At 31.9% G+C, this 12,536-nt stretch carries 15 protein-coding genes; 9 read left to right on the forward strand and 6 right to left on the reverse strand.

What is annotated here, in order from left to right; genetic code table 11:
• A partial coding sequence (locus tag JOC48_RS20735; protein ID WP_204502312.1) for a tyrosine-type recombinase/integrase occupies positions 1-425 on the forward strand: 425 nt, incomplete at its 5' end.
• A gap of 19 nt (positions 426-444) precedes the next feature.
• Here JOC48_RS20735 and tnpB read toward each other — a convergent pair.
• The 4 genes from tnpB to JOC48_RS20755 form a co-directional block, all read right to left on the reverse strand.
• Positions 445-633 carry an IS66 family insertion sequence element accessory protein TnpB gene (gene tnpB, locus JOC48_RS21820; RefSeq protein ID WP_204502313.1) on the reverse strand — a complete coding sequence of 63 codons (189 nt, stop codon included), beginning with the start codon at positions 631-633 and terminating at the stop codon, positions 445-447.
• Positions 634-1,245: 612 nt separating this feature from the next.
• Complete coding sequence (locus JOC48_RS20745) at positions 1,246-1,962, reverse strand: sulfotransferase family 2 domain-containing protein (protein ID WP_204502314.1); 717 nt, start codon at positions 1,960-1,962, stop codon at positions 1,246-1,248.
• A gap of 288 nt (positions 1,963-2,250) precedes the next feature.
• Entirely contained in the window at positions 2,251-2,664 is a 414-nt protein-coding gene (locus JOC48_RS20750) for a M67 family metallopeptidase (RefSeq protein ID WP_204502315.1), read from the reverse strand.
• Between the two features lies 1 nt (position 2,665).
• Complete coding sequence (locus JOC48_RS20755; RefSeq protein WP_204502316.1) at positions 2,666-3,850, reverse strand: hypothetical protein; 1,185 nt, start codon at positions 3,848-3,850, stop codon at positions 2,666-2,668.
• A 282-nt stretch (positions 3,851-4,132) separates the two neighbouring features.
• On the opposite strand from JOC48_RS20755, the gene JOC48_RS20760 reads away from it, so the two are divergent.
• The 4 genes from JOC48_RS20760 (at position 4,133) to JOC48_RS20775 (ending at position 7,107) form a co-directional block, all read left to right on the forward strand.
• Positions 4,133-4,816: a BMQ_0737 family morphogenetic spore coat protein gene (locus JOC48_RS20760; RefSeq protein ID WP_338024361.1), complete on the forward strand. Its 684-nt coding sequence runs from the start codon at positions 4,133-4,135 to the stop codon at positions 4,814-4,816.
• A 67-nt stretch (positions 4,817-4,883) separates the two neighbouring features.
• Positions 4,884-5,459, forward strand: coding sequence for a hypothetical protein (locus JOC48_RS20765; protein ID WP_204502317.1), 576 nt, complete (start codon positions 4,884-4,886; stop codon positions 5,457-5,459).
• Entirely contained in the window at positions 5,449-5,769 is a 321-nt protein-coding gene (locus JOC48_RS20770; RefSeq protein WP_204502318.1) for a hypothetical protein, read from the forward strand. The genes JOC48_RS20765 and JOC48_RS20770 overlap by 11 nt, the downstream gene beginning before the upstream one ends.
• A 75-nt stretch (positions 5,770-5,844) precedes the next feature.
• Positions 5,845-7,107 carry a surface carbohydrate biosynthesis protein gene (locus tag JOC48_RS20775; protein WP_204502319.1) on the forward strand — a complete coding sequence of 421 codons (1,263 nt, stop codon included), beginning with the start codon at positions 5,845-5,847 and terminating at the stop codon, positions 7,105-7,107.
• Positions 7,108-7,437: 330 nt separating this feature from the next.
• On the opposite strand, the gene JOC48_RS21640 is transcribed toward JOC48_RS20775, so the two are convergent.
• Both JOC48_RS21640 and JOC48_RS20780 read right to left on the reverse strand, forming a co-directional pair.
• Complete coding sequence (locus JOC48_RS21640; RefSeq protein WP_275580789.1) at positions 7,438-7,563, reverse strand: hypothetical protein; 126 nt, start codon at positions 7,561-7,563, stop codon at positions 7,438-7,440.
• Between the two features lie 361 nt (positions 7,564-7,924).
• Positions 7,925-8,365 carry a hypothetical protein gene (locus tag JOC48_RS20780; protein ID WP_204502320.1) on the reverse strand — a complete coding sequence of 147 codons (441 nt, stop codon included), beginning with the start codon at positions 8,363-8,365 and terminating at the stop codon, positions 7,925-7,927.
• A gap of 408 nt (positions 8,366-8,773) precedes the next feature.
• On the opposite strand from JOC48_RS20780, the gene JOC48_RS20785 reads away from it, so the two are divergent.
• The 4 genes from JOC48_RS20785 to JOC48_RS20800 all read left to right on the forward strand — a co-directional run bounded on the left by JOC48_RS20785 (position 8,774) and on the right by JOC48_RS20800 (position 12,187).
• Positions 8,774-9,499, forward strand: a complete 726-nt coding sequence (locus JOC48_RS20785) for a BMQ_0737 family morphogenetic spore coat protein (protein ID WP_204502321.1) — start codon at positions 8,774-8,776, stop codon at positions 9,497-9,499.
• Between the two features lie 237 nt (positions 9,500-9,736).
• Complete coding sequence (locus tag JOC48_RS20790) at positions 9,737-10,498, forward strand: SDR family NAD(P)-dependent oxidoreductase (RefSeq protein WP_204502322.1); 762 nt, start codon at positions 9,737-9,739, stop codon at positions 10,496-10,498.
• An 8-nt stretch (positions 10,499-10,506) separates the two neighbouring features.
• A complete protein-coding gene (locus JOC48_RS20795) occupies positions 10,507-11,211 on the forward strand; it encodes a metallophosphoesterase family protein (RefSeq protein ID WP_204502323.1) in 705 nt (234 codons plus the stop codon).
• The gene (locus JOC48_RS20800) at positions 11,201-12,187 is read left to right on the forward strand and encodes an ATP-grasp domain-containing protein (RefSeq protein ID WP_204502324.1); all 987 of its coding nucleotides are present in this window, start codon (positions 11,201-11,203) and stop codon (positions 12,185-12,187) included. The genes JOC48_RS20795 and JOC48_RS20800 overlap by 11 nt, the downstream gene beginning before the upstream one ends.
• The last annotated feature ends 349 nt before the right edge of the window (positions 12,188-12,536 follow it).

The raw sequence follows: 12,536 nt of genomic DNA on the forward strand, positions 1-12,536 counted from the left end.
TCATAAAATCTATCATATACTTTTCCGAAGGAAATTGGTTAATAAGTGTTCAATTTTATCTAGCAAGAACTGTCTATTTTAGATTAGCAGTTACAGCATTTTCACCCATGCAAAAAACTATGGCTATTTACCATATATATGAACGTGAATTTCATAGCAACTATAACCCAATCGATTATTTATTCTATGTAATACATCATGTTGAAAAGAGGAAGATGTCAGATGATAATGTTGCTAAATTTATAAGAAAATATGCAAAACAAGTACGTGAAAAAAGTTCAGAAATTCCATGTAAAGTCTATCCACATATGTTCAGAAGAAGAAGAGCAATGCATTTGTATAGAAATGGTATGCCATTACTATTACTTTCGGCATTTCTCGGACACGAAGATCCAGAAACTACATTAATACATGCATCAGTATAACCAACGAAGTTGGCGATGACTACTGATATGTAAAGGGGCAGTGTCTTTTTATGTTGGCCAGTGAAACGCGTACCACGTTCCAACCTTCGGTAATGTAACCAAACCCGTTATGTTCCCACTGAAGGATTTTCAACTTGTCTCGTTTCCGATTACAGAATATGAATAAACATGGAGAAATCAATAGACTTACAAAAATCTGTACTGCCATGTGCAAGGTAAACACTTTCAAACATAGTATCACTTATCATTGATTCTTTAATGCAAGTAATATATCCGTTAGTAAATTAGTATCTGCACCTTTCTGTACTTCTATCGAATTATCTCCCAAATGGACAACAATATTTCTATGTTCATTAGATTCATTTTCATTTGCAACTTGTAGTGTTACCCATTGTGTATCATTTGAAGTAAACTTTTGATTTGAAGCGCTTTCGTCTCATTAAACTAGTTAATCCAGTAGTACATTTGGTGATCTTTCAAATTATGCTCTTTATACCATCTGGAAATATTTAAGTTACTTTGTGTCTAATCCTGAACACGGGATTCCCATTGTTATAAGATGAAAAAGGAGATAACCACTCTTCTAAGCTATTATCAGGATGTCAATCCTCCGATTGACAGTCAAGGAAAGTACTTGACAATCATTCGGGGGATTGAGGAAATGTAGGCAAGCTAAGAAGAAGGAAAGATAGATAATAATAGATTCCTGTTTACAGATAAATCAAAAAAAGACTTTTTATTTAAGGGTGTCCAATTTAAATATTGTGAGGGGTACTTGCGTTCATATCAGTGTATTTAAAACATTCCCTAATCAAAGATGTTAATTTTTAAACTGATTAATCCATTCGTTTAATTCTCTTTCTGTATCTGTGTCTATGGATTCAATCTTTTTTATAAAATTCTTTTTAGCCCATTTATATAATTCAATATCATGTTGATTAACATGTTCAATTGATTTAATTATTTCTTTAGGAATTTCATCTAATTTAGGTCTATTTTTTGTTTGATTCTTCTTAGGTATGGATGAAAATTCCCAGTCGAAAATTTTTTTCAAAAAAAACAAAGATTCAACATACATATCCGTGAAGCCTACAAAAGAAAAGTGGTTATTTATATTCTTTTTAGCTTTTTCCAAATCTTCAGGATCACCACCAGATATATATCGAGTAGCAAGATTGACATTTCTATAACGAATATTCCTCATATCTTTTTTTTTATATGGTTTATTCTCTATTTCTTCATTTTGAACATAGTCAACAAATTCTTGAAGGCTCATGTCTTTTACTTTGTAGTATAAGGAGGAGCGTTCATATCTCCTTAAATAATAATAATAGGATATTACCCGATCAACTGGGTCTCTTAGCATCGTGAAAAATGAAATTGGCTTCTGAAGTTCTTTGAAAAACCTATTATGCCATACGAAAATGTCGTCTTGTTGTTTTGATAATAAGTTCCATAATGTTTTTCCACCAGTTTTTGGTATATGCAAAAAACAAGCCGAATTCTCTTTATTTACTTCTTTATTAAAAATTATCACAATTCCTCACCTTTCTGTAATATTTATTAAATTAAAAAGGTTTTCACTGTATTATAAGTAGTTTGCAAAATTATGTGTCTGTTTATGGAAAAATGTAGTGGTTGGAACTTTATTCAAGTCCATGAATGGATTACATAAATAAGATATTATTTAAAGTTCTCACTCCTATAAGGCTTCAAATAGCAGTAAATATTTAAAAGAAAGGGAGCAAAAATCGTGATGGATGTAAGTTTTCATCTCTAATCGTTATAATGTTTAATAACAACATACTAAGAATTGATAAATTTATTAGCATGATTCTATAAAAAAAAGATGCTCAACATACTTAGAGCCCTGAATGTTATACCATTTAGTAATCGGTGGATTCGTTTTATAAGAAATAATCAACATGCTCACTTTTTCATCTGGGTGATTAAAAATATCATAACTGGAAGGAACAGGAGCTGTAGTAGGGTGAGTGTGATAAATAGCTAATACCTGTTCTTCCAGTTGATTTATTTTTCGCATAGTTTCTTCGACCGTTTCTTTTTTTACAAAAAAACGGCTAACGGACTTTACTTCATTTTCTAAATGCCATATTGACTGTACATAATCATCAATTCCTGATAACAAACCACATGTCTCATAAGGGAGATTCGACCTGCCATTTTCCACCATTTGATTGTAGATGATTTGAGGGATAACTATCTTCTTGTTACTCATGTTAACCCTTCCTGAAGATGTTAAAGAATGAAGCGAATTCTTTTTTTATACTTGATTGGTTATTCTGATCATCTTGCTGGCCATTATTATCGTTTTGCTTTTCTATCGATGCTGTACTTTCTTCTGTATCGCTTTTTATTGATTCGAAATTTTCGTCTGTCGTATCTTTTGTAGAATTGATTCCTTCATAGGCTGTATTTATTTTAGTTGATACTTCTTCATCTGGTGTGTGTGGAGCAGTATAGTTATCAGAGGACAAGTGGTTTGTTTCTTTTGTATTGTTTTGCTCTATATTCGTTTCATGTAGATTTTCTGCATGCGTATGATTTTCTACTTTTTCTTCTATATAATTATCCTGGGAAAGAGTTGGGTTATCATCATTTCTAGTTATTGAAGGGTTTTTATCTTCATAGTTATCATTATCATCTTTTATGCGTTTTTTGTTTTTGGATGTGGAGGTGCGGGTAATGATATTTTTGTTTAATTCATATTGGGAACTGCGAAATGTTTTTTTACCATTACTCACCGTGACAGCATTTTGACCATCACCAAAAGATTTTGTTTTACGAGAATTTTGGTTAATGGACATAGAAACTGGTTGTTGATAATTTTTACTGTTGTTTGTTATATTATTTTTCGTTTGGTTCGGAATTTGATTTACATGATTGAAAGATTGTAGCATGTTTTGTAATTGCCTATATTCTGATGGCCTTGGAGTTGGTTTTTTAGGAGCTTTTGGCTTCATGTGATTTTTTAACCGCGAAAATTCCTCTTTTTGTGAATTGACTTGATCATTTACTTTTGTTAAATGATTGTCTGTTTTATAAATGACAAGATCCATCTTTTCAAGTAGTTCATTAACGCGCATTTCTTCTACGTCACCTTTAATTAAGTTTATATCTTGCTTTAATTGATTTAATGAATCAGTAATGTTTTGGATTTGCCATGAAACTTTTTGTTCCTGCTTTTCATATCCTGCTATTTTCTCTTGATAACTCTCTTCCATAACGTTCATTTCCCCTTTTAATTTAGAAAGTTTTAGTTTTAAATCATATACCTCACGTTGTGTGTCAAGATATTTAAATGCCTCACCTGAATTTATTGATTCCAACGCCTGTTTGTAAACTTTCAAATCTCTTTTTAATTTTTCAACGTCACCAGAGTTGTATAGTCTATATCGGTACATCACTATTCACCCTTTTTACAGCACATTAATATAATATTGATGAAACATCAATCCGTGACAAATGTGCCATTATTTTGAGAATTACAACCGTTTTCCAATCTATCCTATTTACTTTGTAGTTAATAACGTCATGGTTGTTGTTCCAATTCGCGGAATACCATTGTAAGTATGATATTCACCCAACTTCCCAAATATCATGATATTTCCGCTAATTCATTAAAACTTTTTGCAGCATACTGTCATAGGCTATAATTGAAATCAATCTTTTTTGGAGGTGTTTGCATGATGCAAGCAGATAATTTAAGCGGGGGGCAGGAACTTCTGTGTATTAACACAGAGAAAGTATATGATTGGATTCTTAACGAAGCAACCTTTGATTTAAGCTTGAATGACTTGGATTTGCCAGTGAATCCTGTTACTGGAGATCAGCTAGAATGTGACGATATTGATCTTGATACCGTTAGTTGTACGGTTGCTCCTACTGAAATGGACCCGATTGTAGTTTTAGATCGTGAAGATCAGGAATTTGTGGTCGATGGGGCACTCGTGACACTGCAATTGGTAAACATTCGCAAAAACTTTGAAGTAACCATTTCCGTGGATTTAGTACCAGAGCTTGGAGGAAACACTGTAGAAGTTGGTACTGCGGAATTCACACGTTGTGAGCAGGTGATTCTATGTGCACCAGAGGGTACTGACATAGATGTAACATATACCGATTTAGACTGCTTTGTTTGTACAGCAACTTGTGATGCTGGAACAACTACAGAAGTAGACGAATTGGATGTAACCGTTACTGTTCGTCTATGTCAAAGCATTCAATCAACATTTGATGTCACACTTGAGCTTGTCGCTGATTTCTGTCAACCAAGAGATATACTACCATTTCCTCCATGCCCTGCGCCAACCATTCCACCACAATGCCCAGTCGTCTTTCCTAACAATGGAAACGGTGATAACGGATAAGATTCCAGCATAGGGATAAAGAGAGGGGAATACTCCTCTCTTTATTTTCTTTGGGGGTGAACAATTCATGCATCGAGTGACTGATGTTCGTAGGAAGATTGCAGACTGGCAAGAAATGAATGCCTCTTATCTAAAAGAAATGAAAAAATTGATAACGGAAATCAAAGGACCGAAAGATTTTCAAGTTATCAGTTATTTCACCTATTCATTAAATATTTTCCATGAACAGGAACGTGAAAATTTTTGCCTCGGTTCTTATCACATTCAGAATTTAGGAGGAAAGCCACTTACAAATCCATATATTTGCATAAAGGTATCTTCAGATTCTCCCTTTGATTTTTCAGGTAAATATATATATAAAGAATCCAAGCAAAAAGTTAGATTAACTAACGCGTGGGAGCGAATAAATGACCCCATGGATAAGCAAGAATTTTGGTTGAAACCAAATGATAAATTAACACTTGAGCCTTCTGAAACATTATCCTTTTCTAATTTCCAAGTGAAATGGCGTCCGAATTCTTCATACACGGGGAGCATATTAGGCTTCACGTATGGAGATGAAATCAATGAGGGAATCAATGCTCTGAATCAAATTAGCATCAATGGCACGATAAACAAGGAGGATGAAGAGGATGAGTTATGATCCAAACAATGAAGAACAGCAGTTACTGGTAAAACAATTGATTCGTAGTTATATGAAAGAGCAAACTGAACAGTTAAACAATGAAAATCGAGAAAATAAAAATAATAGTTTCGTTTTTTTAGAGAATAACACGCTTAATATGTTACTTACTTATATGTTCATGCAGTTAGATAATCGTCGTGATCACGATCATAGGGAAGAAGTCAAATCATCCGACCTAGAGGGAATTTCACAAAGTATTGATTCGATGATGGAGGCTAATCGTGTGTTTTTTGAAGAAATTATAGATGTTTTAAAGGAAAGAACTTAGATTAGGGTTTTATGCTTACCTTAAAGAATTTATTTGAAGAACAAATGAAATATTTATTTGTGGAAGGGTTGTACAATGGTAAAAAATGACAAAGGATGGTTATATTTACCCGTAGAAGTGAAAGTTAGGGATTTGGATTCGAAGTTATTATTATCATACTACGCTGCCAAAGAAGGTTATAATGTTTTCATAGGTGATCACATAATGGTTGAATTAGCCTCAGTAGAATACCCAGAAGGTATTTTCTTTTCGAAAGGTGGTCCGCATGGATTTAGAAAAAGGATTATAACGAATGCCAAAAATCATGGTCATACAGTCGTTGAATTGGATGAAGAAGGATTAATTATCAACGATAAAAAAAAATATCTTCGCGATAGAATGAGAAGAGATATGCTTCAGTTCGTAACTCAGGAGTACTGTTGGGGGTCATATCAAAAAGAAATTATCGTAGGAGCTAATCCGGATTATGAAGAAAAGTGCCATATTGTAGGTAATCCACGACTTGATCTTTTGAAACCAAAGTTTAGTAGCATATATAAAGAGGATGCTGAACAGATTTCAAACAAATATGGAGAGTTTATTTTAATCAATACAAGATTTTCTCAATATAATTCTGCAAAGGGAAAAAAGGATAACATTCATTTCAAGCATATCAAAGAATTATACTATAATTTTTTAGAAATGATTAAAGCAACGTGTGAGAAATTTCCGTATACTAATATTATCATCAGGCCACACCCTGGGGAAAACTTTGAATCTTATCGTAAAGCTCTCTCAGGCTTTAACAATATACATGTGATTCACGAAGGGAACATCATTAAGTGGCTCATGTCTGCTAAAGTTATTATCCATAATGGGTGTACATCAGGTATTGAAGCTTTTTTACTTGGCAAACCTTTAATATCATATGTACCTTTTAACTCAAATGAAGTGAATATTCCGAATCAGCTAGGGATGAAGGCTACAAATATAGAAGAAGTTTATGCTTTTTTGAAAGGAATAATAAATAAGAACATTGATTATAATCCGAAATACTTGGATCGTAATGAAAAAAGCTTGTTTTACTATTGTGACTGGTTAAATGAAAAGTTTTCCTATGAATCTATCCTGCATTTAAGTAACAAGATTCATTTGCCATCTCCATCAACTAGAAAATTGCCGGTAAATAAAAATGCATTCATAATAAAAGATAAAAAGAAACGGAAACGACGCTTCTCATTAACAGAAATAGAAATTCAGAATTTTTACCGTAAACTAGATGAAATCGAAGGGGGGAGTAGTAGAATTACAATTAGTGAATTAACAAAAAATCTGTTTAAAATTAATTGCGGTAAGTGAAAAGAAGGAATCAATTTTTAATAGGTATTCACGATTATAAATAAATAGTCCGGGGTCTTTAACCGATAGTGATTGTGATGTTACAGTAAATGTAATTTCTCAATTTAATTGGAGGGCCTCTTCTTTTTTGGGATTAGTGAATATCGGAACCCGGACATTTATTACGTTATAATTTCATCCCTACCCTTGTTGATATTACTATAGATGTTTGAGTGACAAGTTTGTCTTATTTTTTTGATAGAGTAACCTTCAACAAATCAATCTTTGAATGTCTTATTTCTAAACATCCAATCGTTCTTGTATTCTATATTGAAACAGAATCTTCCAGGGTTAACCTGATTTCATACAGCAGCCGCCACTTCGTTTTATTGTTTTTCTTTTAATCGATGAAGAATTAATTTCTATCGGTTTATCTGAATGCTTTATATATTTAGAATTAATTACTTTCTTTTTCATGTTTTTACCCTTCAAAATCATCAGCTCCCTTCTTCTTATAGTGCATTATAATAAATTTATGTCAAAAAAGATTGGGCTTTTACGATGGTTCTACATAAAAAAGGCACGCAACATAATTTTTCCTTACTTATCATACTATCGAACTTAATGTTATTCGGATAATGTTCATATCATAACTGAAGGGAAGAACAGGGGGGAACTATATAAATTTTATTTTACCTGTTCTTCCATTAGGAGCACAAATTCCGGTGGAAAAGGCTTATTAGCTTTAACTTTTGAAGTGAGAATGTCAATATAATTGTTTTAGCCTTATAGGGAACTTTGAAAAGCATTGTGTCTTGCTCATAGCAGCGATATATAATCACCGTCTAGAGTTTTGATTGAACGGCAATGGTGGTCTAGAAGTTTTTCTGGTAGTCATGCTATTTTTTGAGGATTGAGAAAATTGTTCTACATTATTGAAGGATTGCAGCATGTTTTGTAATTGTCTGTATTCTGATGGCCTCGGAGTTTGTTTTTTAGTAGGGGCATTTGGATTTATGTGTTTTTTTAACTGTGAAAGTTCTTCTTTCTGTGAATCGATTTGACTTTTTACTTTTGTTAAATGATCATCCGTTTTATAAATGACAAGATCCATCTTTTCACGTAGTTCGCTAACACGCATTTTTGCTAATTCGCTTTTAATCAAATTTACATCTTGCTTTAGTTGATTGATTGTTTCATTAATCGTTTGGATTTGCTCGGTAAATATTTGTTCACAATCTTCATACCCCGTTATATTTTCTTGATATTTCTCATCCATACCTTCATTTCTCCTTTGTATTCAAAATTTAAATCATTAAAATCACTATGTGTCTGAAGTTAAATGCTCAATCAAACCTTCTCATTCTTCCTAATCTCGATTTAATTACAAGCTGTTTCAGAGTCAAAAAATTCGTTTTTTCCTTTTTTTAGCCCAATACTATATTATTGCTGAACCCTCAATTCGTGACAAATGTACCGTATTTTTTAGAGTTTGAAAACAGGTTGTTCCTTTTATGCACGAAGTAATAGTTATAGTGAATGAGATTATTAAAAATTAGCATCCCATTACAGGTAGGAAATTCACCCAATTTCCTAAATATCATGATATTTCCGCTAATTCATTAACGTTTTGTTACATGCTGTCATAGGCTATAAATGAAATTAATCTTATTTGGAGGTGTGCACGATGCAAGCAGATAATTTATCCGGGGGGCAGGAACTTCTGTGTATTAACACAGAGAAGGTATATGACTGGATTCTTAACGAAGCAACCTTTGATCTAAGCTTGAATGACTTAGATTTACCAGTTAATCCTGTTACTGGTGATCAATTAGAATGTGACGATATTGATCTTGATACCGTTAGTTGTACGGTTGCTCCTACTGAAATGGACCCGATTGTGGTATTAGATCGAGAAGATCAAGAATTTATGGTCGATGGAGAAACAGTGACATTGCAATTGGTGAACATTCGCAAAAACTTTGAAGTAACCATATCTGTAAACTTAGTACCAGAGCTTGGAGGAAACACTGTAGAAGTTGGTACTGCAGAATTCACACGTTGTGAGCAAGTAATTCTTTGTGCACCAGAGGGCACTGACATTGACGTAACGTATACTGATTTAGATTGCTTTGTTTGTACAGCAACTTGTGATGCTGGAACAACAACAGAGGTTGATGAGCTTGATGTCACTGTAACCGTTCGTCTATGCCAAAGCATTCAATCAACTTTTGATGTCACACTTGAAATCGTCGCTGATTTCTGTCAACCAAGGGATATACTACCATTCCCTCCATGCCCTGCACCAACAATTCCACCACAATGCCCTGTCGTCTTTCCTAACAACAACAACGGGAATGATACTGGTACTGGTGGTACTGAAGATACAGGTGATGACGGAACAATGGGATAAAGAGAGGAAACATTCCTCTCTTTATTTTTTTGGAGGTAATTGATTCATTTGAAAAATGAATGATTAGCATAAACAGATCTGAAAACTAGCCAGAATTGATAAACCCTTCTCGGAAAAAATTAACTGGAAAACTATTGAATTCAATTTAGCAATATTTATTTTTTTAAAAATATCAATAGCAAAATTTATTTGAGGGTTAAAACAATTAGAATCATTCTTATTAGAGGGTGTGATGAATTGAACCATATTATAATCACAGGAGCGAGTAAAGGATTAGGAAAAGCTTTAGCTGTAGAATTAGCAGATGATCAAACTGTCTTAACGCTAATAGGCAGGAATAAGGAGGAATTAATAAACACAAGTGAACTGTTAAGAATAAAAGGTTCTAAGTCATATATTTATAGTTTTGACTTGTATAATTACGATAGAATTGAAAATCTTATGGATGAAATTATTACTTCTGTTGACATAGATTCGTGTAGTGCAATTACTTTAATTAATAATGCGGGTACTATTAATCCAATTAATCGATTTGATTCGTTAAAAGAAAAAGACATAGAAAGAAATTTAAATATTAATTGTATGGCTCCTATTCTTCTAATGAATCGATTTCTTTTAAGAACGAAACATTTAAATATAGAACGTAGAATTATTAATATTTCTTCAGGTGTTGTGAAAAATCCTATGTATGGATGGTCACTATATTCAGCTGCGAAATCAGCTATTCATTCAATAATAAAGACAATTTCGAAAGAAAGTGATGATTATTTGGTAAAGGCTGTATCTTTTGATCCTGGTATTATGGATACCGATATGCAGGAAACCATTCGTGGAGTTACTAATGAGCAATTTAAAGATGTTGAAACTTTTAGAGAGTTACACAAATGTAAAAGGTTAAGGAATACTAAGGATGTTGCGACAATTATAAAAAAAATATATATAAACAATTGGTTTGCCAAAAAGTCATTTGAGAAAATTGGTGAATATACAGAGAATTAGGTGATTCGATGAAAATAGCAATTTTTTCAGATATACATGGTAATAAATATTCTTTTTTAAAAGCGTTAGAATCAATGAGGAGTAAAAACGTTCAGCAATATCTCTTCTGTGGTGATATCTGTGGTTATTATTACCACCAAAATGAGATCATCGATATATTCAGACAAATTGATAACTTAAAATGTATATTAGGTAATCATGATAAAATGTTTTTAAATATTATGGATGGAAAATTTAAGAAAAGTCATTATTCGAGCAAGTATGGGAAATCACTAGAAAAACTTGCAGTTTCAATTAGTGAAGAAAATCTAAACTTTCTAAGAAACCTTGAAAGTGAGTACAGTTTTATAATCGATGACTTGAAAATTGAAATGGTTCATGGAACCCCGTGGGATAATCTAAATGAATACTGTTATCCTGATTCTGATTTTAGCAGATATGAACATTTGGAATATGATTACATTTTTCAAGGGCATACACACTATAGAATGTATAAAAAAATAAATGACTTAATGATTGTGAATCCTGGATCTATTGGTCAACCTAGAGATGGAAAATTACCAAGTTACGTGTTACTAGATACTTCTACTAAAAAGTTGGAGTTTATATCAATAAAATATGATATAGAGGAATTAATATATGAAATAAATGAAAATAATGATCCAGATTACTTAATTGAAGTTTTAAAAAGGAGTAATAAGAGTGAATTATAACCCGATAAAAATATTGGTAACTGGCATTGGTGGAGACATAGGTATGAGTGCAATAAGATGTTTGAAGGAAATAAATTATCATTCACTATTAATTGGATGTGATATAAATGAATATCCAGCAGCAAAATATCATGTAGATTACTTTTTTGTAGCACCTAAAGCTTATGAGAAAGACAAGTATCTTAATTTTGTGTTGGATATCTGTTTAAAATATAAAATTAATTTTCTCATTCCAAGTTCAGAACAAGAAATTAAAGTAATTAATGAAGCGAAAGGTTTATTTAATAATCATAATATAAATATTCTTATTAACAATTCAAATATAATTAATACCTTTATGGATAAGTATAAAACAATAGAGTTTTTTAGAAAGAATAACTTTATTTATCCAAAAACTTATATGCTTACGAAATATAACGGTGAATTTGGATTTCCTTTTATTTTAAAATTAAAAGAGACATCTGGAAGTAAAGGAATATTTATAGTAAGCGATGAAATAGATTTACAGTATTTTAAGAAAAAATACAAAGATGCAATTGTTCAAGAAGTTATTGGTGATCCTGATAATGAATATACCATAGGTGTTTTTTCGAATGGTGTGAAAACCTATAGTATTGCTTTTAAAAGATATTTAGGTTTTGGGAGCCTTAGTCGTTATGTGAAATTAGTTAATGACGAAAAGATTGAACAACTATCTGACGAAATTGCTGAAGTGACAAATTTAAGAGGATCTATTAATGTTCAAGTTCGAAAAGATAAACAGGGGAATTATATTCCGTTTGAGATAAATCCAAGGTTATCCAGCACTGTTTATTTTAGACATTATTTTGGATTTGAAGATTTAAAATGGTGGATAGATATGTACCAAGGAAAAGATTTTACATTTATTCCTAAATATAAAGAAGGAATTGGAGTAAGGTCATTAGGTGAAGTTTTCTTTGATTTGAAAAAAAGTGATAAAACTAAAGGTGAATAGTGATAGTAAGATAAAAATTTTTATTATATAGTTTTCAAAAAAAAGTTAGTAAAAATTTTCAATGCTTTACAATATACGGTATATTTATATCGGAAAAAGAGGAATCTATTGAAGTTAAAGGTACTATTCTTTTTAGGTGTACTAACTAACTTGGCCCTTCGGATTTCTTCATAGGAATATTGTTTTTCCATTGGGTGTGTTAAGTCACCTCTTTAAATCATTTCATCCATGTTTAGATTTTGGAAACATTCTTAACCTTAAACTGCTCCATAATTTGGCAATTTAATCTATTCACTTGATAGCTTCATTTCAATCACTTTGACGTTTTATTTTGATTAAAATAACTTTT

This window comes from Aquibacillus albus (assembly GCF_016908325.1).
In the GTDB taxonomy this organism is placed as follows: Bacteria; Bacillota; Bacilli; order Bacillales; family Amphibacillaceae; genus Aquibacillus_A; species Aquibacillus_A albus.